This window comes from Shewanella sp. c952 (assembly GCF_019654975.1).
Lineage (GTDB): Bacteria > Pseudomonadota > Gammaproteobacteria > Enterobacterales > Shewanellaceae > Shewanella.
Genome location: NZ_BPEW01000015.1, coordinates 51,573 through 76,730, shown reverse-complemented (window position 1 = coordinate 76,730; position 25,158 = coordinate 51,573). Strand labels below are relative to the sequence as shown.

Below are 25,158 nucleotides of genomic sequence, written 5' to 3'. Positions count from 1 at the left end.
TGTTATTTCCTTTAACAAATTCTGAGCTTACAAAAGTGCACTACAAGCGGTTCGCTTCACTTTTCCGCTGGTAGTTTTTGGGATAGTTCCAGGAGGGACAACTAAAATACGGTCTAGAGCAATTTCATGCTCCTCCGTCACTAAAGCTTTAAGATCGTCTATCAATTGATGCGACGGCTTATCTGATAATGCCTGCCTACTCACCTCTACAACTGCGGCGAGCTTTGTTTTAGAATCTCGAGTAAAAGTAAATACCGCAGCACCGTTCCCTTTAGCCGCATAGCGATATGAACGACATGTGCGCTCAATATCATAGGGGTACAGATTACGACCTCGCACTATAAGCAGTTCTTTGATACGCCCAGTAATATACAGCTGACCATCTAAAATGAAGCCCATATCGCCCGTACGCATGTAAGGTGTCGCATCGCCATTAGAAAGTTTGGCGTGGAAGTCGGTTACTGTTTTTGCAGTTTGATTTAAATAGCCTGCTGCAACAGACTCTCCTGCAATCCAAATTTCCCCCGTCTCATTAGAGCGACATATTTCAAATGTCTGAGGATTAACAACGCGGACGGTAAAATCCTTATTAATCGCCCCACAACACACCACTTTCACACCATCTGGCTTAACCTCAACTCTACCTAACTCAAATGCTGCCTTATCTAGCGAGAGCGATTGCACTCCAGTACCTTGAGGACCACCAGAGACAAACAGTGTTGTCTCTGCCATGCCATAACTAGGAAAGAAAGCATTTTGATCAAACCCGAGATGGTAAAATCGATCTGAAAACTGCTGCATGGTGACAGCACTAACGGGTTCTGAACCATTCAAAGCAATCTTCCAACAACTTAAATCTAGATCAGACAGATCTTCAGACTCACGGATTAAGTTGACGCAGTGCTCATAACCAAAATTAGGCGCTGCTGAGCAAAAAATTCGATATTGCGATATGAGTTTTAACCAGCGACTTGGTCGCTGAATAAAACTCATTGGTGGCATAAAAACATACCTGCCAGCTAAGTAAAGCGGTAACAGCATATGCCCAACTAAGCCCATATCATGGAATTGCGGTAGCCAACCTCCAACAACAGCGCCCTTAGGGTGCAGACAAGACGCCTGCATCACCTGCATGTTATGCAGCACATTAGCTTGGGTAACCACGACCCCTTTAGGGCTGCTTGTAGAGCCAGAGGTATATTGAATAAAAGCCACTAGTTCTGGAGAGATAGCGGGAATATCAATATCTTCTAGCGTGCGATAATGCTCATCAATCCAAATAAAATCCGATTCATGACCACCATTGACCTCATTCAACTGTTTAGATAACGTTTTTTGAGTATCCGCAGTGGTAAGGATCGCCTGTACTTTGGCATCATCTAAAATCGTCAGAGTCCGCTCAAACTGTTTGGCATTGCGGGTTACATTAAGAGGAACCGCGATAACTCCAGCGCGTAAGCAAGCCAAAAAATCAACAATAAATTCGAGCCCGGTAGGAAATAGTAGTGCGATATATTTCTGTCTATAGCCGAGTCGTACAAGCAACTTCGCTCTCGACTCAACCCTGTCCACGAGCTGTTGGTAAGTCAGGTGAATGGCCGTTTCAGGACCCCTTGGCTGAAAGGAGCAGGCAATCGTTTCAGGCTCTCGCAGCGCATGTTCGCGAATGACATCCATCAACAGTTGAGATTGACTCATAACGTTTCACAGCCACTAATATGCAGCAACTGTTGCACTTCAATAACCAAGGCATCAACAAACTTACTCACTTGTTGTGCATCAGTGAAACAGCCAAAGCTGATCCTAATCGCCCCTAACACTCGCTCTTCTGTCAGCCCCATCGCCATCAAAACATGGGATAAATGCTTGGTTTTGTTATTACTGCATGCTGACCCCACAGAGATAATAAAACCATGCAACATCTCCAACCTCAAAGCCAGAGCCTCTCCACGTATGCCGTCGATAGATATATTTAATGTATTAGATAGTGCAGACTCATAATCTGTCGCGCCATTGAAGGCGAGAGCTATAGGGGCAGCTTCAAGCAGATCCATCATCTGTTTTTTAAGCCTAAAGCAGTGACTATCCCAATATACTAGTTGTCGATTAGCCTCTTCTGCAGCAACCGAAATCCCCGACATAGCAACAAGGTTCTCTGTACCAGAGCGCATCGAAAGTTCTTGTCCACCACCATGGATCAAAGGCCCTATTGCGTCTTTATCTTTAATATAGAGGCAGCCGACTCCCTTTGGGCCATAAAACTTGTGCGCTGATAGCGACAGATAATCAACACCAAGCAGCTCTACATCAATCAAGCGCTTACCAACAAACTGCACCGCATCAACATGAACCGGGATCTTATGCTCTGCAGCAATACTACAAAGCTGCTCTATTGGCTGAATGGCACCAGTTTCATTGTTGGCGTACATGACACTAATGAGTTGTGTATCTGAGGTTAGCGCTGACTCAAAATCGCTTATCTTAATATGCCCAGCTGCATCAGGCTGCAGATAAGTAGCACGAAAGCCAAGCTCCTCAACGCAATAGCGCACAGTATCAAGCACCGAAGGATGCTCCATTGAAGAGGTAATAATATGCCCAGGGTTGCTTAGGTGCTTAAACAGCACCCCTTTAAGCGCCCAGTTATTTGCCTCTGAACCTCCAGAAGTAAAAAAGATCTTTTTCGCATCGGTACTTAATAAGTCAGCAATATTATCTCTAGCTTGAGAGATAGTCGCACGACTATTTACCGAGTAGCGGTTAGGGCTAGAAGGGTTAGCAAATAGATTAATTGCAGGCTGCATTGATAACGCCACGCCCTCAGAAATAGGGGTAGTGGCGTTATAATCGAAATAGCCCTTAAGGTGCTGTAAGTTCACTGACTAACCCTCTTCCAGCGACACAGCAAGACTTAGCTCTCGATGTAACTCACTAAGAATATTGATGCAATGCTGCTGCGAGGGCTCTAATTCACCTAACATATCTGAAATCTCAGAGTTTTTCCGCGCCGAAATCTCATTGACAGATTTGCCTATAATAGAACTACAAAAAATATTTGCTGTCGCTACAGACGTCGCGCATCCCCACGCCCTAAAGCGGCTCTCGCGGATGTAATCCCCATCAAAACTAACCTGCATGTGTATACGGTCACCGCATACTGGGTTGCCAATTTCAAACTTGTAATCTGCCGACTCTAAATCACCAACAAACTTAGGGTTACTAAAATTATCAATGATAATATCGTTATACATAACTCAATCTCTCTAGGTTTATACAGGCAGTTAAGACACTATCGGGCAAGCTGTTTGTTGCTCTAATTCAAGGTCGTCTAAACGTTTATCAAGATTGACCGCACAACATCCAAATTCTTTAGATTCTGGTAATCGCATTACATATTGCATCCGCTGTCCACTGCGGTCAGCGTCATCTTTTTTAGGTAACAATCGAATAAGATCTTCCGTTAAAATAAACCCTGGAGTTGATCTCGCTAGCGGATCCAAAATGGCTAGCTGACCAATTTTACCCAGCTCAACTTCCTTATCTAGATTTTTAGGATCACGCACAGAAAAGTGAACAAAAGGCGATACATGTTTCACGCCATTCTCATCATCAATAGCAACCACATTGGACTCAACAAGCGCATAGACGTCGCGGATCTGCTCCTCTCTCACACCGAGATACTCAATACACTCTTGATTAAATTCAGCTCTTGAAAGCATCTCACCACTAAAACGTTTCCAACCACCTAAAGTAATAACAAAGGTATTTTTATCTAATTTAAGTCGGGTGTTAGTCGCCTTTAAGTAGCGAATGAAGCGATTGATCAGGAATGGAGGTCCAATGATATGTCGATCAAATGTACCGCCCCAACTCTTTAACTGTTCAAGAGCATCTTCAGGAGTGAAGGTTTCGTTTTTAACCATAAACTTATGGGTATCTAACAAACCTGCGAGCAAGTTAAGCGCTTTAATCATGCCCATTTCAGGGATCTCTTCTGTCGATGGGCATAAATATAAACCCGCCCCTTTCGACAGTTTTAAAAACTCACGATACATGGCGTAGATACCTAAAATCGCATTGTCCACCGTATCGCTACAGCGTCGAGAAACACTCGGAATGCCTGACGTTCCTGTGCTGCGCATCTCTAGTTCAATAGCGTTTAAACCTTTTGATAAAAGCTTATAACTATCATTGGCTTTAAAAAGATGAATAGGTATTAAAGGAATTTTAATTAAGTCATCGCCAGTTAAAATCTGCGATGGCAAGACGCCTCTAGAGTCGCAAGCATGGCGGAAAAACTCATTATGCTGATAATGAAATTTAAATGATTCAACGACTAATGAATGCTTGAACGACAGCAAATTATCTTCACTCATTGCATACAGCTGCCCAACTGAAGATAGCGCGACCTTTACCGGATCAAGCCCTGCCTGCTCGAGTGTTTTATATAATTCCATTTAGTTGTAATCGCCTTATTTAGTAGAGACTTAATGCGAAAAACCTAGCAAATTCATATCAAGAGTTTGCTAAGCTTTACGCGTTTTATATGTAAGAATTTAATCGAAGCTCAATAAAAAGGGTGTTGCGGCCAAACAAGGGAGGAATGACCCCAACACCTACAGTTGTAGAGGCCGTTTTAGGTCAATAAAACCTGAAATAACGACACAAACAATTGTAAAACTATTGTTACTAAGTATATGGCTGTAGAGAATTTGAAACTTGAACAAACTGGCTAACTTTTAGAGGTATTGATGACCAAAACTAATGATCAACAATAGAGATTCTAAAGTTCTTTTGACGAAAAGAGAGTTCTAGCTTGTTGGATGGATATGCCGAACATCGCTCTAAAAGTCCGGCTTAAATGAGCGCTATCAGCAAACCCTGTTAAATGTGCGGACTCCGTTGCGCTATAACCTGACATCATTGCGGTGATAGCACAGGATAAACGGCGCCACCTAAGATAAGGACGCCAAGCAATGCCCATTTCATTGCGAAACAAGTGCCTAAAGCGACTCTCTGACATAGCTAATTCATTGGCAATATCACTAGCACGCAAGCGGGCTGGTTTCTGACAGCCGCCTTGTAAGCACCTATCGAGTTTAGCCAATAGAGTCTGAATTCGACTATCAAGTGTTGACGTTGATTGAGGATCAACACTTAAAGAAAGGTTTAGTGCGCTAAACAAAGGGGTGAGTTGTGTATTTGGGTTACTTTTAGGGTGCTCGTTGATATATGGGGCGAGTAAATGATTAAATTGAACAACCTCTTTGCCTGCAATCATCTGCTGTAATCTGAGCCCAAGTTCACATTGAGGCTCAATTAACAATATCCACCCTTCATCAAGTTGCAGCTTATGCTCAACTTGAGAGTCGATGATCAGGTTGCCCGTTATACTGCCACCCACCCACTGACAAGAGGATGCCCCTCTCGCCCACACTAATTGTATAGCATGATGACGATGTAATGCGGTATCAAGTGCTGCACCGTAGGTGATTAACACTCCATGTCGAATCCAAACTCGTGCTTTCAAAATCCCCTCATACTTCAGCGAATAACGTTGCAATATTAGCTTGATAGATGTGAGTTAAAAAGACTCACATCCATCAAGCTACCTTAACAAGCATGCTTTGCAAGTTAGAAAACTTCATTGTCAGTCGTTAATCCGTTCTATTCCGCTCTTCAAACAGTAGAAGAAGAAATATGCACTATAATTCGGTATCAGCAAACAGCAAACCGTTATGACCAACCAAAGCGTAGGCCACTGTTAAATATGAACTTTAAAAAAACAGCAACCAAAAATCGAACAGGCGTTTAAATTGGGTGTTGTAATTTTATGTGATTAGTCGCACACTGAGCAACAACTGGTCAAATGATGGCCGAAGCTGCCGGAAACAAAGAGAGTTATATTGATTCTAAAAAAGAGTGAATATTTAACTTACGCTATAAGGAAGCAAGCAATGATCTACCAAAGCCCTACAATTGAGGTTGAGTTACTTGAGGACAACATCGCTCATTTGTGTTTTAACGCACAAGGTTCGGTCAACAAGTTCGATAGAGAAACCATCGACTCTTTAAATGCTGCACTCGACAGCATCAAGCAAAACAGCAGCATTAAAGGTTTAATGCTGACCTCTGCTAAGCCAGCATTTATCGTTGGTGCTGATATCACCGAATTTTTAGGCCTATTTGCTGAAGAAGATTCAGTACTTATGTCTTGGTTGGAAGAGGCAAACGTCGTTTTCAACAAATTGGAAGATCTGCCCTTCCCAACTATCTCAGCAATCAACGGCTTTGCCCTTGGTGCAGGGTGTGAAACTATTTTAGCAACAGATCTTCGAGTCGCTGATACAACAGCTCGCATCGGTTTACCTGAAACCAAGCTAGGTATTATCCCAGGCTTTGGTGGCACAGTTCGCCTGCCACGCGTAGTGGGCACAGATAACGCACTTGAGTGGATTACTTCAGGTAAGGACCAGCGTCCAGAAGCTGCATTAAAGGTTGGCGCTATCGATGCTGTTGTAGCACCAGAGCAGTTGCAAAGTGCAGCGCTAAAAATGCTTAAAGATGCTATCGCAGAGAAGCTAGATTGGCAGACCCGCCGCGCTAAAAAGCTGGCACCACTAACACTTCCTAAGCTAGAAGCGATGATGTCATTTGCAACAGCAAAAGGCATGGTATTTAAAGTTGCCGGTAAGCATTACCCAGCGCCAATGGCTGTGATTAGTGTTATTGAGCAAGCTGCGCAGCTTGACCGCGCAGGCGCGTTAAAAGTTGAACATCAAGCATTCTTAAAGCTGGCTAAAACCGAAGTTGCTCAAGCACTGATTGGCATTTTCCTTAACGACCAATTAGTTAAAGGTAAAGCTAAAAAAGCTGGCAAACTGGCTAAGAAAGTAAATTCTGCAGCAGTATTAGGTGCAGGGATTATGGGTGGCGGCATCGCTTACCAAAGCGCGAGTAAAGGCACTCCGATTGTAATGAAAGATATTGCTCAGCCAGCACTCGACTTAGGTTTGGGCGAAGCATCTAAACTGCTAGCGGCACAAGTTAAGCGCGGCCGCTCTAACCCAGCGAAAATGGCAGCAGTACTCAACAACATTACCCCAGCACTCGATTACGCCCCAGTTAAAGCTGCTGATGTCGTGGTTGAAGCTGTCGTAGAGCACCCAAAAGTTAAATCTATGGTGCTAGCAGAAGTCGAAGAGCATGTTAGTGAAGATGCAATCATCACCTCGAACACTTCAACAATTTCAATCAACCTACTCGCTAAGAGCCTTAAAAAGCCAGAACGCTTCTGTGGTATGCACTTCTTCAACCCGGTGCACAAAATGCCATTAGTAGAAGTAATCCGCGGCGAGAATAGTTCAGATGAAACAGTAGCTTCTGTTGTGGCTTATGCCAGCAAGATGGGTAAAACACCTATCGTAGTAAATGACTGCCCAGGCTTCTTCGTTAACCGTGTTCTATTCCCTTACTTTGCAGGCTTTAGTGGCTTGCTTGCTGATGGTGCAGACTTTGCTGCTATCGATAAAGTGATGGAAAAACAGTTTGGCTGGCCAATGGGCCCAGCTTATCTACTGGACGTTGTCGGTCTTGATACTGGTCACCATGCTCAAGCCGTTATGGCCGAAGGTTTCCCTGAGCGTATGGGCAAAACAGGTAAAGATGCCATTGATGTGATGTTCGAAGCACAGCGCTTCGGCCAGAAGAACAATAAAGGCTTTTACCAATACTCTGTCGACCGTCGCGGCAAGCCAAAGAAAGATCTCGACCCAACAAGCTATGAGCTTCTACAGGCTGAGTTTGGTGAGAAAAAAGCATTTGAGTCAGATGAGATCATCGCTCGCACTATGATCCCAATGATCATCGAGACAGTGCGCTGTCTTGAGGAAGGAATTATCGCTTCGCCTGCTGAAGCGGATATGGGCTTAGTTTATGGCCTTGGTTTCCCACCATTTAGAGGCGGTGTATTCCGCTACCTAGATACCATGGGTGTGGCTAACTTTGTTGCATTAGCCGACAAATATGCTCACTTAGGTGGACTATACCAAGTCACCGACGCTATGCGTGAACTCGCCGCCAACAATGGCAGCTATTACCAGCAGGCTTAAGCAGCAAGGATTAGAACAATGAAAAACGCCGTTATCGTAGATTGTATTCGTACTCCAATGGGCCGTTCTAAGGCTGGTGTATTTAGAAATGTACGTGCAGAAACTCTTTCTGCAGAATTGATGAAATCGCTACTTGAGCGCAACCCAAAGCTTGACCCAAACACGATTGAAGATGTGATGTGGGGTTGTGTACAACAAACTCTAGAACAAGGCTTCAATATTGCCCGAAATGCCGCATTGCTAGCAGGTATTCCTAAGCAAGTTGGTGCAGTAACCGTTAACCGCTTATGTGGTTCTTCTATGGATGCACTGCATCAAGCAGCACGTGCCATCATGACAGGCCAAGGCGATACATTCATCGTCGGTGGTGTTGAGCATATGGGACACGTGCCGATGAACCATGGTGTCGATTTCCACCCAGGTCTTGCTAATAATGTTGCTAAAGCATCAGGCATGATGGGCCTTACCGCTGAGATGCTCGGTAAGATGCACGGTATTACCCGTGAGCAGCAAGACGCCTTTGCTGTGCGTTCTCATCAACGCGCTCAAGCTGCGACGGTTGAAGGTCGCTTTGCGAACGAAATCGTTGCAATTGAAGGTCATGACGCAGATGGTGCACTGATCAAAGTCGAACATGATGAAGTTATCCGCCCAGAAACCTCAATGGAGTCGCTATCAGGTCTACGCCCTGCATTTGACCCAGCCAATGGTACTGTGACAGCCGGTACATCTTCAGCGCTGTCTGATGGTGCTTCAGCCATGTTAGTGATGGAAGAGGAGAAAGCTAAAGCGCTTGGTCTACCAATTCGTGCACGTATTCGCTCAATGGCGATTGCCGGTTGCGACGCGGCGATCATGGGTTATGGTCCAGTACCAGCAACTCAAAAAGCACTTAAACGCGCAGGCCTCACTGTTGATGATTTAGATGTTATTGAGCTAAACGAAGCGTTTGCCGCTCAGTCTCTACCTTGTGTTAAAGACTTAGGCTTAATGGATGTGGTTGACGAAAAGATTAACCTCAATGGCGGTGCGATTGCACTGGGTCATCCACTAGGCTGTTCAGGTACTCGTATCTCGACTACCTTGATTAACCTGATGGAAGCAAAAGATGCTAAATATGGTCTAGCGACCATGTGTATTGGTTTAGGCCAAGGTATCGCAACGATCTTTGAGCGCCCTTAACGATTAGGGGCTGTTGATCTTTCGAGCTTAGTTTTTGTTCGATTCTTTACCGTAAGGAATAATGCTTCTAGTACAAGGCTTGAGCGATAAAGCTTAGCTGGCTAAGTGAAAAGCTCATAACACCGTAATAGAAGCATTGAATCGAACCCAAAGGGCCGCGTTTCTTGGCTATTTTTACTGTGTTGTAGACTATTTGTGGAGAATAACTAAACGGCATAGCCTCCGCCTTGTCAAAATAGCCAATAAACTGCGGCAAAAACAACCGTGAAAGATCAACAGCCCCTAGTTAATCGCTTATAAAAAAAGCCAGCATCTGCTGGCTTTTTTATTACTCTAAAATCAAATCTTGTTTTGATAAAGTTCGATACGGCTACTGACCTTCTTAAGGTAATGCTTGGTTTCATCGTAAGGAAGATGATGTAGTAGGTGCTGATAAACTTCATCTGGCGCCATCTTATTAATCACTTTAGCTGCCTTTCTAATATTTCTCGCACCATCAGCATTAAACGCTTTAGCAACGTTACCCGCACCAGTGTTGTACGCAGCAATCATGCAGTACAAACGACTCTCGTCATTTTCAATTGATTTAAGGTAGCGCTTATTCAAAATATTAAGGTAAGCGGCGCCAGTTTCTACATTCACATCAGGAACGTACAAATCACCAGAAGACATTGGCTCACTGATCTTTCTAACGATTTGATTAACATCATAGCCCGCTGTGGTTGGCACAATTTGCATCAAACCGTATGCAGGGATTGGCGAGGTTGCTTTAGGATCAAAGCTCGATTCAGAATGAATAACCGCCATAATTAGTGCTGATGAAATTTGCCACCTTTGCCCCTCTTCTTGAGCAAAATCGACAACAGCATTAGCTCTTGAGCTAAGGCCATTCTTAGGGAGTTTAACTTTGTATTCGACAATCTTCTTTGCCGTTAATGTCGCGGTCTTTTCTGCACGCTGTTTATCGTAATCGTCAGCAATGGCAATTAATCGCTCTTTGGCTACAGCAAGTAACTTTTTCTTTTTCTGAATAGTGACTTGCTCAATCATGTCTATAGATAAACTATCAGCTTTAGTTAACTGTACCTTATCCGACTCTTTATCTATCTCGACTAATTGTGCTTTTGTTTGCTCTATGATGACTTGTTTAGCCTGCTTCTCATTTTCAGCAGAGAATGCGACAGGAATAACTTCAACAGCAGCAACAGCTTTTGGTTCAAGCGCTATAATGACTTTAGATACATTGGAGTCTGGAGTTGCAGCTAATACTTGCACTTGTTTCTTAAGCTCAGCTTTCGCCTCTTCATCGCTAGTATTACTATCAACTAAAATAGAAACGGAGACTTCATTGTTATCATAATCGATGATCGACTTTACAGTTTGATCCGCGGAGTACTCAACACTCTTATGCCGCTCAGATACATCACCAACGCCCCACTTCTTGATGATTTCCGCTCTGTACTGATCGAACTCCCTAAGGTATTCAACTCGCCAGTTCTCATATTCAGCCATATAAGCAAAAACAAAATCCTGATATTCCTTATCCTTTTGTTCTTGAGTGAAACCAGCTTTATCTATTTCAGCATCAATCTCTGCAAAGCGATCGGCAGCAAAAACCGACGGCACACTCAGCATTAAGCAAGTCATTAAACCTGTTAAACGAGTTTTCATTCTTGAATCCTTTCATCACAGCCTGAAACGTATTAAGACCTACATAAAGCAAGAAGGAAGCAATGTGCCTCCTTCTTATAACTCGGTCAGATTAAAGTTTTTGTAACGTAGAAAGCACCGCATCTAGCTCTTCAGCGGCTTTCTTGTTGTTAAACTTATTCCACAATTCAGGATCTTTCTTACCCGCTGCGGCAACCACTTTTGCTAGGTTTTCGTCGTAGGTGACTTTATCCATGCCCACTAACGTATATAGTCCACCACCAGGGCTACGTTGAGTAACGATCACTCGACTATTAGACAAAGTACGGCTCGTTACGTTTTTAGTGACTGATTCAAAATACTCATTAACCTCTTCAGACACACTTTCAGTGGTCGAGATTACATTAGCTTTAGTTGCTTGCTTGAACAGGGTATTAACGTTTGATTCAAACTGCTGCGCCAATCTAGCTCGGGCATCATTGGTAGCAACATCTCGCATAATGCTCAATCCAGCCACACTCTTCTTGGCGTATCCAACCGCTCCCATTTCTATACCTTCAGGCATAACATCACACACCCAACGAGGCGCGCTAACAGTTGGAGCATCTGGGTAAAAGCAGTCGACCTGCTGCACGTTCTGTACAGTATCGTTACTTGAACAACCGCCTAGCATTGCCAAAACGGCTGCTGAAATTAATACTTTTTTCATTTTAATCCTTTAAAAACTGAATGTTTTTGACATTGTCTCTGATGTTTTATGGCATAAACTAGCGAAAATAGACATATCGTTACATGCATCTTCGAACTTCACTTTAACAGTGTCGCCACGCTTTACTTTTCCAGCCATATCGTTATCGATAATAACCCAAGAATGGTTCGGTTTAATACCATGCTCAGCATTGTTAATGACCTCTCCTTCGCCATAGCCGCTGGTTTCAATTTCGATTTCACCAGCATAGTTAGTGACTTTCTCATGAGTGATAAAATCAACTTCCCACTCAGGCTCTACCCCATGGCGACTACCCATATCGATACGCACCATAGTACCCGCATCACATTGGCGCATCTCTACAACTCCTGCTCTTGGCGCCAATAAATTCTTCAAATCATCATTACGAGTAACCGCATATTTAGCTGCTTCGGCGATCATACTGCTCATTTGATCTTTAGAAATTGGACAGCGTGAATTACTTGTATCAAATGAGAAATCACTGTCTCCCTCGAATTGGATTTGATCTAACGTCAACATATCAGGCAATGAGACGGCTCTGGTACTCGCCTCAATTGTTGCTTTGAAATTGCACGAGGCTGCAACTCTAACGCGTTTATCCTTAATTGGATCATAGGCTTCATGAGCAGCTTTAAATTCCCGAGAAAAGTTAGCAACGCCAATATCAGTAAAGATAGCAAAATCCGCTACCGGAACACCCTCAGAGCTATATTTACCGCTCGCTTCAGCTATTTGTAGTTCCGATTTCAATTTCTTAGCTAAACTCCGATCAACGATTTTTGATCCCGTCTTATCTATCTGCTTAGTGAGAGATTGATGAAAAGATGCAGTAATATTTTTTGCTGTCGTCGTATCAACTTTTAGATCTGGCTCAAAGATAATGACCTTGGTACTCGCAGTACCTTTAACCACATGATCACTTACGGGTAGCTCTACTCGAGTTGATGCAGAACAAACATTAGGGCCAGTTGACTTACAACCAGTTACTGCGGTTAACACGGCTAATGCAACAAAAGCTTTTTTAAACATATTGATATCCCTATTCAATTATATAAATTTTACTAAAGCCCTAAAGCTTTCCAAAAGTCCTGCTCTTTTAACTCGGCAGAAAAACGGCGAGAGGCACCTTCATTGGCACGCTCATAACTGGTTACAGAATTAGCATTGGCTATAATTTCATTACTAGCCAAAGTGCTACCACTCTGATTTTTAAGTATTAAGTTAACTTGGACGGTTGAAATATACATATCTGAAATGTAGTTCTTGCGCCAATCGGTATCTAGAATAAGTTGATGACTAAAGTTGCTTGATGAGCCGTCTACAACCTGGATATTAAATTCAGTAAAATGAGCCGTAACAGATTTTTTCATCCGTTGATCATTTGGCTTAGCCGCAATCGCTACCTTGATACCCGAATGTACTTGTGCCACTTTTGTTTTTAACTGCGGAATGAGGTTTTGAGGGGTATTTTCTACAGCTGATAAGGCTGCCAACATAGATAAGCGGCTTGCCATGCTGCGCTCAAGCGAACTCACATCGACATTTTTCAACCACCACACGAGAGGATCCATCTGTGGCAAGCTATCGAGTTCAAACTGCGCTTGTTGATTATAGCTTTCAATGTCAGCAAGCAGTTGGCTGCTAATTTTTGCCTTATCAACCACTGCCTCAACATAAAACGTGCTGCCCACTTGTTGAGCCTTTGAGAAAACAACGCCATTGAGGACAACTGCTGATGTCTTGGTATTCACGCTAAAGTCATTTAGCTGCTGGTAATGCTCCTGACCATTAATGTCGTTTGCAATATTACGACTTAGACCTTTCGATTTTACTTCGGTCCAAAGCTGCTGGTTAAGGGCACTCATTGCCTTTTGTTTAGCTTTATCAAGTGATGCAGCCTCACCAACAGCAACGAGTGATCCACTATTTGTCGTTACAGGATTCAAATACCAATTAGGTGCCTTGCTTGTTGATTGGCAGGCAGCAACTAAGGTTAGCCCTAAAAATATAGCGCTTAGTTTTAGATTCATTCTTCATCCTTGATGTTAATCTATTTTTAAAAGTGTCTTATATTCAAAGTGAGTTAATAGCCCTTCAACCATAACTTTGGGCGCAAGCTCAGTAACAGCAAAATAGTTTGGAGTAAGCTTTCTACTTGTGGCTAATACAGTGCTTACATCTTCAATGCCACGATCTAAGTCAGCATTTAACTGCTTTACAGAGCTACGATCACTAGTGCTAAAATTGCCATAATTTACAGCCCCGAGAATGAGGTTGTAGAACATCGCTTTTTTACCTAAATCGTGGGACTCAGCGTAATACTCGATATTGTTTGCATCAGAGAAGTAACGATCTGTTTGAGAAAAATAGTGTTCTAGCGGAGTCGATAGTAATGTTTGCGTTGTATAAGGTACCGATACTTGAAAATCGGGATTTAAACCGACAACTGCGTAGCCTGATAAACGCTTATCTTTTATGGCTAAAGTGAGTTGGTATTTTTTATTTCCATAGTAAAAGTAGACAATTTCGGAGTCAGATTTAGATATTTTGGACACATGTGGGTTACCAAAAATACTGGTAATGTAAGCTTGAGTTTGCCCGACGTGCAGAGTAGAAAGATGCTTGTACTCTATGTCATTTGTCCAATTCGCGACAAATGATTCATAGGCACTACTAACAGCATCTTTAGTGTCATTCCATTGCCCTAACGACAACATTATCGCAACAACTGTCAGCGCTACACTTTGCAGCTTACTCCAGAAACTAACCTTGGTAGGTTTCTCAACATTATCCATGTCGATTTAATCATCCTTGAATCTACACATAAGAGGAATCCCCCTCTTAACAATAAATCCAATGTATCACAACAACTTAGATTAAGTTAAGTAAAAAGTCTAAATTTAAAAAAAACAGCTAATACTTTCATATTGTGGCTTTTATCCCGTCATCAACTATGTATATTGATTAATTGGCAAGATAAAAAACCACTATAATTAACAGCATTCTATTAAGGGAAACATTAGCAACTGTTAAATTATTGTACTCAACAACTCTTTGGAGAACACGAGCAAATGCAACTACTTTTACTCTCTGAAATACCAGAAGCTATAGCGCAAATAGCACAGTGGTATAGCGATGAATGGGGCTATATTGGCGAAGGTCGTAGTACAGTGGAGCTTGAACAAAAGCTCACTGATTATCTTAACAGCGACAAGTTGCCACTGATCATTATCGCACAGGAAAAACAGAAGCTAATTGGTGCTGCCCAGCTACGTTTTCATGAAATGGACATCTACCCAGACAGAGAACATTGGCTAGGAGGTGTATATGTCGAAGCTTCCTCTAGAGGACAAGGCGTTGCTGAAAGATTGATTGAAGCTATTATCGACAAGGCAAGACTACTCGGAGTAGAGAGTATCAACCTTCAAACCGAAGATATCAGCGGCGGCCTGTATAAAAAGCTCGGTTGGCAAGCTGTAGAACAAGTTACCTATCACGGTATAAATGTCTTAGTTATGGAAAAATCGATTTGAATTGGACAAGGTTAAATTATGACTCCAGCAATAGACTTACTGATTAAACAACAAATACCTCACCAACTGCATGAGTACCAACACGACCCCGCCTGCCAAGCATATGGCTTAGAAGCGGCGGAAAAAATTGGAGTACCGGTAGAACAAGTCTTTAAAACCTTAGTGGTAAAACTCGATGCTAAGCAGTTGGCTGTAGCCATTATTCCTGTAGCAGATAAGCTGAGCATGAAATCAATAGCTAAGGCAGCTAAAGCTAAGAAGGCTGTAATGGCACAAGCGACTGAAGTTCAGCGAAGCTCTGGTTATGTGTTAGGTGGCGTCAGTCCAATTGCACAAAAACGACTACTGCCAACCTATATTGATGACTCTAGCAGCAAGCTAGAAACCATCTATGTTAGCGGCGGGCGCAGAGGTTTAGACATCGCATTATCGCCGACAGATTTAAAGCAACTTCTAAAGGCAACTTACGCCCCACTTATAGCTTAACTTCATAATGTTCCACGTGGAACATCCAGCTTATAGTAAACAGAGTCAATCTCACAAAACTCAGTAATCAGCTTGGATAAAGCAGGTCTCTGGAGTAATATTAGCCTCTTCTGTTTAATCGTTCTTCCGAGGTAATATGAACGAGCAATTTAGTAGCGCACAACACCAACTTGATGCATTAGGGCTTAGATGTCCGGAGCCAGTAATGATGGTGCGCAAGTCAGTAAGACGTATGAACGATGGCGAGACTCTATTGATTATTGCCGATGATCCAGCAACCACACGTGATATTCCAAGCTTTTGTGAATTCATGGATCACACGCTGATCGCCAGCCAAACAGAAGCGACTCCTTATCAGTATTTGATAAAGAAAGGCCTTTAAAACTCTTCAACCGGACATAGGGATTTATCCGATGACAAAACTTATTGGTATTGCATATAAAACTGAAAAACGCGGCGCGATGATCACTACAGAGGCCGCTAGTGTCACTCAGAAAACCGGAGTCGAAAATGATATTTTTGGCCGTCCAGGTAAACGTCAAGTAACCGTTATGTCGATACAGCAATGGCAACAGGCTTGTAACGAGGTAGACAAAAACCTACCTTGGTTTACCCGTAGAGCAAACCTGTTAGTTGATGGCATAAGCTTTTCAGCCCAAGACCAAGGTACACAGATTGTCATCGGCGAACTTATTCTCGAGATAACCGGTGAAACAGATCCTTGTAAGAAAATGGAAATGGCTTACCCTGGTCTAGAAAAAGCGCTGTTGCCAGACTGGCGAGGCGGAGTCACCTGCCGCGTCTTAAATGATGCTAGCATTGCGATAAATGACCTCGTTTACCTAAGAGCATCAGCCGAATAAAACTAAGGCCGCATCACAGGTGCGGCCTCATACTCCCCAATAGATAAATACAACAGTAAGTCAATTAACACCACCATCTCACCAACGCCCTATTCCATTAAACTCTCTACGTTCGCCTTTAACTAATTGAAACAGAATTTATGTTTTACTGTTAACAGATTTATGCGATAACTGTTACCGAAATTGACACCTGTACTACAGCAATACTGTCACTCCTGAACAACTACAACAAAAACATAGGAATAGCATGTTAAAAAATAAGCTCACCCCTCTATATGCGGCTATGGCGCTAAGTTTCAGCATTCCCACCTTAGCCGAAGAAGACAAGAAGTCTTGGCAGGTGAATGCACCCGCAAACGCACCACTGCAACAAGTTAAAATTGACGTCACAGAAGGCACATGGATGAATGTCAGTGTTAGCCCTAACGGCAAACATATAGTGTTCGATTTACTTGGAGATATCTATCAGATCTCAACAGATGGCGGCGAAGCAAAGCCGCTTGCTAAAGGCATCGCTTGGCAGATGCAGCCGGTCTATAGTCCAGATGGAAAATACATTGCTTTTACCTCAGATGAAGATGGCGGCGATAACATTTGGATAATGGAAGCTGATGGCAGCAACCCACGACCAGTAACCACTGAAACTTTTCGCTTACTTAACAGCCCAGCATGGAGCCCAGACGGACAATACCTTGTGGCTCGCAAGCATTATACTGGCAGCCGCAGTTTAGGTGCTGGTGAAGTTTGGATGTATCACGTTGCTGGCGGTGAAGGAGTTAAGCTAACCGAACGACCAAATGAACAAAAAGACTTAGGTGAACCAGCCTACTCGCCAGATGGCCGTTACATCTACTTCAGCCAAGATGCTACACCAGGTAAAACCTTCCACTACTCAAAAGATTCAGTAAAAGGTATTTACAAGATCAAGCGTTACGATACCCAGACTGGTGATATCGAAGTGCTTATTCAAGGTACTGGCGGTGCAATTAGACCAACACCAAGCCCTGATGGAAAGAAACTGGCTTATATAAAACGAGATGGTTTCCAATCTTCACTTTACCTATTAGATCTAAAATCGGGTAAAACCGAGAAACTGTACGGTGAGCTTGACCGCGATATGCAGGAAACGTGGGCGATTCACGGTGTTTACCCGACCATGAGCTGGACAGCTGATAACGATGAAATTGTATTCTGGGCCAATGGTAAGATTAACAAGCTGGACGTTAAATCTAAATCAGTTGCACAGATCCCTTTCAGTGTTAAAACAGAACGTGCGGTACAGCCTGCAGTTCGCTTCCAACAAGATCTCGATAAAGATGTATTTGATGTAAAAATGCTACGCATGGCGCAGGTCTCGCCAGACGGCAAAAAAGTAGCATTTGAAGCACTGGGTAAAATCTGGGTTAAGAGTCTACCAGATGGAAAAATGTCTCGCCTAACTAAGCTTGATAGTGAACTTAGAGAGCTGTTTCCTCAATGGTCTCGCGACGGTAAAAAGATAGTGTTCACCACTTGGGATGATCAACAACAAGGCACAGTGAGTCTTGCAACGGTGCGTAATAAACGAGTAAAGGTGCTGACTAACGAACCTGGTAAATATGTCGAACCCACCTTTTCTCCAGATGGCGAAACCATTGTCTATCGCAAGGCTAAAGGTGGCTACATTACTCCACGTACTTGGTCGCAAGAGACTGGCTTATACCAAGTAGACACTGACGGTGATAACAATACCAAAATCACCGCCTCAGGCTACCAACCACAGTTTGGCGCTGACAATAGTCGCGTTTACTTTATGGAAAGTGGCGAAACACCGCAGCTATCTTCTATAGGTTTGAATGGTTTTGAAAAACGCGTGCACTACACCAGTAAGCATGCAACAGAATTTAGAGTATCACCTGATGGCAAGCAACTAGCCTTTGCTGAGCGCTTTAAAGTCTTTGTGACTCCTTTTGCCAAGCATGGTGAAACAGTTCAGATAGGTCCAAAGGCGAGTAACTTACCGGTTACCCAGCTGAGTGTTCGTGCTGGTGAAAGCATCAGCTGGAGCAATGATAACAACCAGCTCTACTGGACGCTTGGCCCAGAACTATATCAAGTGAAAGTAGATACTCAATACACTGAACAAGCTGAAGACGAGAAAGCAGAGCCAACGATTACTGATCTAGGCTTTACTAAAAAAGCCGATGTTCCACGTGGAACAATTGCTTTTGTTGGCGGAAAAATCATTACTATGGAGAATGATCATGTCATCAATAATGGCACGGTTATCGTAAAAGATAATCATATTGTTAGCGTTGGCTCATCTTCTGTAATCGATATCCCTAGCGATGCAAAAGTTATCGACATAACAGGCAAGACGCTGATGCCGGGCTTATTCGATGCTCATGCCCATGGTGCTCAAGGTGAGAATGAAATCATTCCTCAGCAAAACTGGGAACTGTACTCCAACCTTTCACTCGGTGTAACTGCAATACATGATCCGTCGAATGATACCACTGAGATATTTGCTGCATCTGAACAGCAAAAAGCAGGTAACATTGCCGGCCCACGTATTTTCTCAACAGGTACTATTTTATATGGTGCAAATGCGCCTGGTTATACCTCGCATATCGACTCTCTAGATGATGCTAAGTTTCATTTAGAACGTCTGAAAAAAGTCGGTGCATTCAGTGTTAAGAGTTACAACCAGCCGCGACGTAACCAACGTCAACAAGTGATAGCCGCTGCGCGAGAACTTGAGATGATGGTTGTGCCTGAAGGTGGCAGCTTACTGCAACACAACCTCACCATGATTGCCGATGGTCATACTGGTATTGAACACTCCTTGCCAGCAGCAAACATTTACAGTGATATAAAGCAGTTCTGGGGACAGACTGACGTTGGCTACACACCGACTCTCGTTGTGGCTTACGGTGGTATCTCAGGTGAAAACTACTGGTATGACAAAACCGATGTTTGGGCTCACCCGCGTCTGTCTATGTATGTACCATCAGATATTCTAGATGCTCGCTCAATGCGTCGCCCTACTGCGCCTGATGAACATTACAACCATTTCAATGTTGCCCGCGTTGCCAATGAACTGAATGACATTGGCATTAAGCCGAACATTGGTGCACATGGTCAACGTGAAGGATTAGCGGCTCACTGGGAAATGTGGATGTTTGCTCAAGGTGGTATGAGTAATCTTGAAGTACTTAAAACCGCAACCATTAACCCAGCGAAGCATTTTGCGATGGATCATCAGATAGGTTCAATTAAACAAGGTAAGCTAGCAGACCTAATTGTAATTGATGGTAACCCGCTTGACGATATTCGGGTAACAGATCGCGTCACTTACACCATGGTCAACGGCAAACTTTATAATGCCGAGACAATGGATCAACTCAATGGCGGCAACAAAAATAGCGGTAAACAGAGGAAGCCATTCTTTTTTGAGAAATAGCTTTCGCTGAATAGTTTTTGGAAATAGCCTTTTTTACTGAAAACTGGCTTTTTTAAAATTTTAATTCTGAGTAACTTAACACTGGTTTAAATATTTCAGGAAAAATATTTTTTGTTGTAAAAACTATTAAAAAGTTATTATCTAATGAAAAATAAAAAGGATGTTCCACGTGGAACATCCTTTTTTGTTTTGGACTTAAGCATTAGTGGTTCTAGCTTCTAACATAAACCGTAATTGATGGGCTAAAGCCCAACCTACAAAAGTGATAATGCTCTGGCTTCACTGTCATTGTGCTTCCTAAAAACGAACACCAATCTTTTCTAAACCTAGTTCCATTCTCTATTACAGCGCAGCACCTGATCTTAGCTTTGCGAGCGATGGCAAAAGCAATCTGTGGTGTGGTCATTGACCATGCCAACCGCTTGCATAAAAGCGTAGCAAATTGTCGGTCCGACAAAATTAAAACCTAGCTTTTTAAGTGCTTTCGACATCGCTTCTGATTCGGGGGTTTGTACTGGCACCTCTTTCATCGATTGGGGATGATTAACTTTAGGCTCGCCATCGACAAAATCCCATAAAAAGGTAGAAAAATCATTACCCTGCTCGACAAAAGCCAAATACGCTTTCGCGTTTCTGATTATTGAATTAACCTTTAAACGGTTACGAACAATCCCAGGGTTAAGCAGTAACGCCTCAACTTTATCGGCATCGAATGTAGCGATAATATCAGGGTTAAAATTAGCGAAAGCTGCCTCATAATTTTGCTGCTTCTTTAGGATAGTAATCCAAGACAAACCGGCTTGCTGGCCATCAAGACAGAGCTTTTCAAATAGCTCTCGACTATCAAATACCGGTCTACCCCATACTTGGTCATGGTACTCCTCATAGATAGGATCTTTTCCCACCCAAGCACAACGTATTACTTCCATAGTACAAATCCTATAATTTTAACCAACCAGATAAAAAATAACCTACATAAGCGCTATTCTACAAGGTATAATCGAAACCATTTTCTATTTAGGCTTCCAGGCAGTAGACAAGCGGATATGACGACCAAACACGACGTAAAAACATTCCAGGGTTTTATTATGACCCTACAGGAATACTGGGCGCAGCAAGGTTGCGCAATTGTTCAACCATTAGATATGGAAGTAGGCGCGGGAACATTCCACCCTATGACCTTCCTAAGAGCGCTAGGCCCAGAGCCGATGAGTTGTGCCTATGTACAACCAAGTCGTCGTCCTACCGATGGCCGCTACGGCGACAACCCAAACCGTCTACAGCACTTTTATCAATTCCAAGTCGTGCTAAAACCTTCACCAGATAATATCCAAGAGCTTTATCTTGGATCGTTGGAAGCTGCAGGCATCGACATGAACATCCATGATGTTCGCTTTGTAGAAGACAACTGGGAATCACCTACTTTAGGTGCGTGGGGTCTTGGTTGGGAAGTATGGCTTAACGGTATGGAAGTATCGCAATTTACTTACTTCCAACAAGTGGGTGGACTAGAGTGCAAGCCCGTTACCGGTGAGATAACCTATGGTCTAGAGCGTCTTGCCATGTATATCCAAGAAGTAGATAACGTCTATGACTTAGTATGGACTGACGGCCCAATGGGCAAAGTGATGTATGGCGATATCTTCCATCAAAATGAAGTTGAGCAATCAGCTTATAACTTTGAACATGCCAATGTTGAAGTCTTATTTAGAGCATTCGATGACTGCGAAGTTGCTTGCCAACACCTGCTCTCATTAGAAAAACCGCTTGCGCTACCTGCTTATGAGCAAGTGATGAAAGCCTCTCATGCATTCAACTTACTTGATGCTCGCCACGCGATTTCTGTTACTGAACGCCAGCGTTATATTTTACGCGTTCGAACCATGGCTAAAGGCGTTGCCGAAGCTTACTATCAATCTCGTGAAGCTCTTGGCTTCCCTATAGGTAAGTAGAGGATTAACTTATGAATTTTGAAAACTTACTGATTGAAGTCGGTACTGAAGAACTGCCACCAAAGTCACTGCGTAAATTGGCTGAGTCTTTTCTTAGCAATTTTACCGATGAATTAAAGAAAGCTGAACTGACTTTTGAGTCAGCAGTTTGGCACGCGGCTCCTCGTCGCCTAGCAATAAACATCAACCAACTTGCACTTGCTCAAGCAGACAAGGTGGTTGAAAAGCGTGGCCCAGCAGTCGCGCAAGCTTTTGATGCTGAAGGAAATCCAACTAAGGCAGCCATGGGCTGGGCTCGTGGTAATGGTATTACTGTAGAGCAAGCTGATCGCCTTAAGACTGACAAAGGTGAATGGTTACTGCATCAGGCAAAAGTGGTTGGTGTTGACACTAAGAGCTTGATTGCGGCAATGGCACAGCGCTCATTAGACAAACTACCAATTCCTAAGCCAATGCGTTGGGGTAGCAATACCACCCAGTTTATTCGCCCAGTGCACACAGTCACGATGCTATTAGGTAGCGAAGTCGTTGAAGGTGAGCTATTAGGCATTAAGTCTGACCGTATCATCCGTGGTCACCGCTTTATGGGTAAACCAAGCTTTGAGCTCGATCATGCAGACAACTATTTGTCAGCACTGAAAGAGCAAGGCAAAGTCGATGCGGATTATGAAGCGCGTAAAGCACAAATTAAAGCTGATGCTGAAGCTGCTGCGACTAAAATTGGTGGTGTAGCGGATCTAGAAGATGACCTGCTTGAAGAGGTTACATCACTCGTCGAGTGGCCAGTGGTATTAACAGCGAGTTTCGAAGAGAAGTTTCTCGACGTACCAGCAGAAGCCTTGGTGTACACCATGAAAGGCGATCAAAAATACTTCCCTGTATTTGATGATGCTGGTCAACTGTTGCCTAACTTTATATTTGTTACCAATATCGAATCGAAAGATCCGCAACAGATTATTTCAGGCAACGAAAAAGTCGTTCGCCCTCGCCTTGCTGATGCTGAGTTCTTCTTCGAAACAGATAAAAAGAACACTCTTGAATCTCGCCTTAGCAGCTTAGAAACCGTAGTGTTCCAAAAGCAGCTTGGCACCATCAAGCAACGCGTTGAACGCATCTCTACATTGGCGGCATATATTGCCACCAGCATCGGCGCTAATAGCGAAGAGGCTGCGCGTGCAGGTCTACTGTGTAAGTCAGACTTGATGACCAACATGGTGATGGAGTTTACTGATCTTCAAGGCACTATGGGCATGCATTACGCCCGTCTAAATGGTGAAACTGAAGCGGTAGCTGTTGCACTAGCTGAGCAGTACAAACCTAAATTCTCAGGCGATACAGTGCCTACGGCACCAGTATCTATCTGTGTCGCACTGGCTGAAAAGCTCGACACACTCGTGGGTATTTTTGGTATTGGCCAAGCGCCTAAAGGTGCTGCAGACCCATTCGCACTGCGTCGTGCTGCGATTGGTGTATTGCGTATTTGTTTAGAAAACAACTTACCACTTGATCTGGTCGATTTGATTGCTCAAGCACAAGCGCTACATGGCGAAAATCTCACTAACGACAAAGCGCCGGAGCAGGTACTTGAGTTCTTTATGGGACGCTTCCGTGCATGGTATCAAGATCAAGGTGTTGGTGTGGACGTAATACTTGCTGTATTAGCTCGCCGCCCAACCGCTCCTGCTGATTTTGAAAGCCGCATTAAGGCCGTTGCTCACTTTAGAACCCTTGAACAAGCATCTGCACTTGCGGCAGCTAACAAGCGTGTATCAAACATTTTGGCTAAAGTGGAAGGTGAACTACCTGCGACTATCGATGATAGCTTACTGGTTGAAGCTGCTGAAAAAGCGCTTGCAGCAAAGCTTGCTGAGTTACAGCCTCAATTGGCACCATTATTCGCTGCTGCTAACTACCAAGAAGCACTGGCACTACTCGCTAGCTTGCGTGAAAGTGTTGATACCTTCTTTGAAGATGTAATGGTAATGGCTGATGATGAAGCCCTAAAGAACAACCGCCTAGCGTTACTTTCTAGCCTACGCGACCAGTTCTTACATGCTGCTGATATCTCATTGCTACAGTAAAGGCTGGTAGTCATTAGCTATTAAAAAGCCCCTATTTTAGGGGCTTTTTTGTGTGTTAAAACTAACGGCTGTTATTGCTTAGAACTGGATCAGCTTCTGGTGTAATTCATCAAAGCCAGGCCTATCAATACCAGTATCGATGAGTAAACGATTTAGTTGCTGTTCCTGCAACTTTCCAACCTCTAGCAACATCGAGCATTCACTGATTAAGTTTGCTCGCCATACCGCTTCAGCAGGGCCTCCAACAGGCTTAGAATCAACAATCGCTAACCGACTAAGCTCTGACTTGAATATTACAGGTAACTCCCAATGCTGTACCAATAAGGCGCTTAGGCTTAGTGATTTAGCAGTCATCACCTGCCTAAATAGGCTGGAACAAGGCTGTTCGCCCGGTTCGGCTTGCTTAAACGCTTCTAACAACAATTTAAAGATCGCTATTTTGCCAACGTCATGGATTAACCCCAACATGAAGGCACTTTCACTATCCTCTTCAAACAGCTCACTTGCCAAATAGGCGACTTGCATTGAATGACGCCAAATCTGCGACCCAAAGCGGCGGAAATAGATAGGCTTAATGTCGATGCATCCACGCAGCAAACTTGTCGTCACAAAACGTCTTATCTGCTCGCGGCCTAGCTGCACTAATGCTTGCTGCAAGCTAGTGATCTCTTTTTCGCTGCGCCTAAACAACGGGCTATTACATAGTTTAAGCACCTCAACACTTAGTAGAGGATCTTTTTCTATCAACACTAACAAGGCTTGAGTATCACTAGCCTCATTGGCTAGTTGTTTATCTAGAGCCGCCACTTGTGTCGGTAACTTTAATACTCTTTCAGCTATAGCTTTGGGGGCCGACAACGCAGCTTCTACCCGCCTAAATACATTTTTCTCTAGCTCATTCGCCACACCGCTTTGCTGAATACTAGGAAACAACAAACTGTAGAAAAGAGAAGTAACATCCACAGCAGTAACTTGAACAACCTCTGGCTGAATATTACTTGGCTGTAGTTTTGGCGGGGAAGTTTGATAAAGCTCTGGCTGAGAAGAAAAGCTCTTTGGCTTTTCAACGACGACTTTATCTCTGATATTAAACAGTTTTTTAAATGCTTTCTTTAACACTTGATATGA

General features: G+C 43.4%; 21 protein-coding genes. 9 read left to right on the top strand and 12 right to left on the bottom strand.

Annotated elements, in window-relative coordinates; translation table 11 throughout:
- Positions 1 to 27: 27 nt before the first annotated feature.
- The 5 genes from K5R16_RS11875 to K5R16_RS11855 all read right to left on the bottom strand — a co-directional run bounded on the left by K5R16_RS11875 (position 28) and on the right by K5R16_RS11855 (position 5,530).
- Positions 28 to 1,698, bottom strand: a complete 1,671-nt coding sequence (locus tag K5R16_RS11875; RefSeq protein WP_220737781.1) for a fatty acyl-AMP ligase — start codon at positions 1,696 to 1,698, stop codon at positions 28 to 30.
- On the bottom strand, positions 1,695 to 2,879 hold the full coding sequence (locus K5R16_RS11870; protein WP_220737780.1) for a cysteine desulfurase family protein: 1,185 nt from the start codon (positions 2,877 to 2,879) through the stop codon (positions 1,695 to 1,697). The genes K5R16_RS11875 and K5R16_RS11870 overlap by 4 nt, the downstream gene beginning before the upstream one ends.
- A 3-nt stretch (positions 2,880 to 2,882) precedes the next feature.
- Positions 2,883 to 3,251 carry an iron-sulfur cluster assembly scaffold protein gene (locus K5R16_RS11865; protein ID WP_220737779.1) on the bottom strand — a complete coding sequence of 123 codons (369 nt, stop codon included), beginning with the start codon at positions 3,249 to 3,251 and terminating at the stop codon, positions 2,883 to 2,885.
- Between the two features lie 30 nt (positions 3,252 to 3,281).
- Positions 3,282 to 4,457 carry a hypothetical protein gene (locus K5R16_RS11860; protein ID WP_220737778.1) on the bottom strand — a complete coding sequence of 392 codons (1,176 nt, stop codon included), beginning with the start codon at positions 4,455 to 4,457 and terminating at the stop codon, positions 3,282 to 3,284.
- 326 nt (positions 4,458 to 4,783) lie between these two features.
- Entirely contained in the window at positions 4,784 to 5,530 is a 747-nt protein-coding gene (locus tag K5R16_RS11855; RefSeq protein ID WP_220737777.1) for an AraC family transcriptional regulator, read from the bottom strand.
- Between the two features lie 427 nt (positions 5,531 to 5,957).
- On the opposite strand from K5R16_RS11855, the gene fadB reads away from it, so the two are divergent.
- Both fadB and fadA read left to right on the top strand, forming a co-directional pair.
- Positions 5,958 to 8,111 (top strand): fatty acid oxidation complex subunit alpha FadB, encoded by a 2,154-nt coding sequence (gene fadB / locus K5R16_RS11850; protein WP_220737776.1) that lies wholly within the window; start codon positions 5,958 to 5,960, stop codon positions 8,109 to 8,111.
- A gap of 18 nt (positions 8,112 to 8,129) precedes the next feature.
- Positions 8,130 to 9,293: an acetyl-CoA C-acyltransferase FadA gene (gene fadA / locus K5R16_RS11845; protein ID WP_220737775.1), complete on the top strand. Its 1,164-nt coding sequence runs from the start codon at positions 8,130 to 8,132 to the stop codon at positions 9,291 to 9,293.
- A gap of 339 nt (positions 9,294 to 9,632) precedes the next feature.
- Here the strand turns inward: fadA and K5R16_RS11840 are convergent, their stop codons facing one another.
- From K5R16_RS11840 to K5R16_RS11820, 5 genes are all read right to left on the bottom strand, one after another.
- Complete coding sequence (locus tag K5R16_RS11840; RefSeq protein ID WP_220737774.1) at positions 9,633 to 10,964, bottom strand: transglycosylase SLT domain-containing protein; 1,332 nt, start codon at positions 10,962 to 10,964, stop codon at positions 9,633 to 9,635.
- 91 nt (positions 10,965 to 11,055) lie between these two features.
- Positions 11,056 to 11,652, bottom strand: coding sequence for an LPP20 family lipoprotein (locus K5R16_RS11835; protein ID WP_220737773.1), 597 nt, complete (start codon positions 11,650 to 11,652; stop codon positions 11,056 to 11,058).
- Positions 11,653 to 11,661: 9 nt separating this feature from the next.
- Entirely contained in the window at positions 11,662 to 12,702 is a 1,041-nt protein-coding gene (locus tag K5R16_RS11830) for a hypothetical protein (RefSeq protein ID WP_220737772.1), read from the bottom strand.
- Positions 12,703 to 12,734: 32 nt separating this feature from the next.
- Entirely contained in the window at positions 12,735 to 13,703 is a 969-nt protein-coding gene (locus K5R16_RS11825) for an LPP20 family lipoprotein (RefSeq protein WP_220737771.1), read from the bottom strand.
- 15 nt (positions 13,704 to 13,718) lie between these two features.
- Positions 13,719 to 14,468 (bottom strand): ETEC_3214 domain-containing protein, encoded by a 750-nt coding sequence (locus K5R16_RS11820; RefSeq protein WP_220737770.1) that lies wholly within the window; start codon positions 14,466 to 14,468, stop codon positions 13,719 to 13,721.
- A 276-nt stretch (positions 14,469 to 14,744) separates the two neighbouring features.
- On the opposite strand from K5R16_RS11820, the gene K5R16_RS11815 reads away from it, so the two are divergent.
- From K5R16_RS11815 to K5R16_RS11795, 5 genes are all read left to right on the top strand, one after another.
- The gene (locus K5R16_RS11815) at positions 14,745 to 15,206 is read left to right on the top strand and encodes a GNAT family N-acetyltransferase (protein ID WP_220737769.1); all 462 of its coding nucleotides are present in this window, start codon (positions 14,745 to 14,747) and stop codon (positions 15,204 to 15,206) included.
- Between the two features lie 18 nt (positions 15,207 to 15,224).
- The gene (gene ybaK, locus K5R16_RS11810) at positions 15,225 to 15,692 is read left to right on the top strand and encodes a Cys-tRNA(Pro) deacylase (RefSeq protein ID WP_220737768.1); all 468 of its coding nucleotides are present in this window, start codon (positions 15,225 to 15,227) and stop codon (positions 15,690 to 15,692) included.
- A 136-nt stretch (positions 15,693 to 15,828) separates the two neighbouring features.
- Positions 15,829 to 16,074 carry a sulfurtransferase TusA gene (gene tusA / locus K5R16_RS11805; protein WP_220737767.1) on the top strand — a complete coding sequence of 82 codons (246 nt, stop codon included), beginning with the start codon at positions 15,829 to 15,831 and terminating at the stop codon, positions 16,072 to 16,074.
- A gap of 31 nt (positions 16,075 to 16,105) precedes the next feature.
- The gene (locus tag K5R16_RS11800) at positions 16,106 to 16,555 is read left to right on the top strand and encodes an MOSC domain-containing protein (RefSeq protein WP_220737766.1); all 450 of its coding nucleotides are present in this window, start codon (positions 16,106 to 16,108) and stop codon (positions 16,553 to 16,555) included.
- Positions 16,556 to 16,802: 247 nt separating this feature from the next.
- Complete coding sequence (locus tag K5R16_RS11795; RefSeq protein ID WP_220737765.1) at positions 16,803 to 19,997, top strand: amidohydrolase family protein; 3,195 nt, start codon at positions 16,803 to 16,805, stop codon at positions 19,995 to 19,997.
- Positions 19,998 to 20,359: 362 nt separating this feature from the next.
- On the opposite strand, the gene K5R16_RS11790 is transcribed toward K5R16_RS11795, so the two are convergent.
- Positions 20,360 to 20,926, bottom strand: coding sequence for a DNA-3-methyladenine glycosylase I (locus tag K5R16_RS11790; RefSeq protein ID WP_220737764.1), 567 nt, complete (start codon positions 20,924 to 20,926; stop codon positions 20,360 to 20,362).
- Positions 20,927 to 21,043: 117 nt separating this feature from the next.
- On the opposite strand from K5R16_RS11790, the gene glyQ reads away from it, so the two are divergent.
- Positions 21,044 to 21,949, top strand: coding sequence for a glycine--tRNA ligase subunit alpha (glyQ, locus tag K5R16_RS11785; RefSeq protein WP_220737763.1), 906 nt, complete (start codon positions 21,044 to 21,046; stop codon positions 21,947 to 21,949).
- Positions 21,950 to 21,960: 11 nt separating this feature from the next.
- The gene (glyS, locus tag K5R16_RS11780; RefSeq protein WP_220737762.1) at positions 21,961 to 24,030 is read left to right on the top strand and encodes a glycine--tRNA ligase subunit beta; all 2,070 of its coding nucleotides are present in this window, start codon (positions 21,961 to 21,963) and stop codon (positions 24,028 to 24,030) included.
- Positions 24,031 to 24,108: 78 nt separating this feature from the next.
- On the opposite strand, the gene K5R16_RS11775 is transcribed toward glyS, so the two are convergent.
- Entirely contained in the window at positions 24,109 to 25,149 is a 1,041-nt protein-coding gene (locus tag K5R16_RS11775) for an HDOD domain-containing protein (protein ID WP_220737761.1), read from the bottom strand.
- Positions 25,150 to 25,158 lie beyond the last annotated feature (9 nt).

Excerpts from the sequence above, each read along its gene's own strand:
- K5R16_RS11815 (WP_220737769.1), top strand. The coding sequence starts at position 14,745 with ATGCAACTACTTTTACTCTCTGAAATACCAGAAGCTATAGCGCAAATA.
- K5R16_RS11795 (WP_220737765.1), top strand. The coding sequence starts at position 16,803 with ATGTTAAAAAATAAGCTCACCCCTCTATATGCGGCTATGGCGCTAAGT.
- K5R16_RS11825 (WP_220737771.1), bottom strand. The coding sequence starts at position 13,703 with ATGAATCTAAAACTAAGCGCTATATTTTTAGGGCTAACCTTAGTTGCT.
- glyQ (WP_220737763.1), top strand. The coding sequence starts at position 21,044 with ATGACGACCAAACACGACGTAAAAACATTCCAGGGTTTTATTATGACC.
- K5R16_RS11830 (WP_220737772.1), bottom strand. The coding sequence starts at position 12,702 with ATGTTTAAAAAAGCTTTTGTTGCATTAGCCGTGTTAACCGCAGTAACT.
- K5R16_RS11860 (WP_220737778.1), bottom strand. The coding sequence starts at position 4,457 with ATGGAATTATATAAAACACTCGAGCAGGCAGGGCTTGATCCGGTAAAG.
- K5R16_RS11800 (WP_220737766.1), top strand. The coding sequence starts at position 16,106 with ATGACAAAACTTATTGGTATTGCATATAAAACTGAAAAACGCGGCGCG.
- fadA (WP_220737775.1), top strand. The coding sequence starts at position 8,130 with ATGAAAAACGCCGTTATCGTAGATTGTATTCGTACTCCAATGGGCCGT.
- glyS (WP_220737762.1), top strand. The coding sequence starts at position 21,961 with ATGAATTTTGAAAACTTACTGATTGAAGTCGGTACTGAAGAACTGCCA.
- K5R16_RS11865 (WP_220737779.1), bottom strand. The coding sequence starts at position 3,251 with ATGTATAACGATATTATCATTGATAATTTTAGTAACCCTAAGTTTGTT.
- ybaK (WP_220737768.1), top strand. The coding sequence starts at position 15,225 with ATGACTCCAGCAATAGACTTACTGATTAAACAACAAATACCTCACCAA.
- fadB (WP_220737776.1), top strand. The coding sequence starts at position 5,958 with ATGATCTACCAAAGCCCTACAATTGAGGTTGAGTTACTTGAGGACAAC.
- K5R16_RS11840 (WP_220737774.1), bottom strand. The coding sequence starts at position 10,964 with ATGAAAACTCGTTTAACAGGTTTAATGACTTGCTTAATGCTGAGTGTG.
- K5R16_RS11835 (WP_220737773.1), bottom strand. The coding sequence starts at position 11,652 with ATGAAAAAAGTATTAATTTCAGCAGCCGTTTTGGCAATGCTAGGCGGT.
- tusA (WP_220737767.1), top strand. The coding sequence starts at position 15,829 with ATGAACGAGCAATTTAGTAGCGCACAACACCAACTTGATGCATTAGGG.
- K5R16_RS11790 (WP_220737764.1), bottom strand. The coding sequence starts at position 20,926 with ATGGAAGTAATACGTTGTGCTTGGGTGGGAAAAGATCCTATCTATGAG.
- K5R16_RS11875 (WP_220737781.1), bottom strand. The coding sequence starts at position 1,698 with ATGAGTCAATCTCAACTGTTGATGGATGTCATTCGCGAACATGCGCTG.
- K5R16_RS11820 (WP_220737770.1), bottom strand. The coding sequence starts at position 14,468 with ATGGATAATGTTGAGAAACCTACCAAGGTTAGTTTCTGGAGTAAGCTG.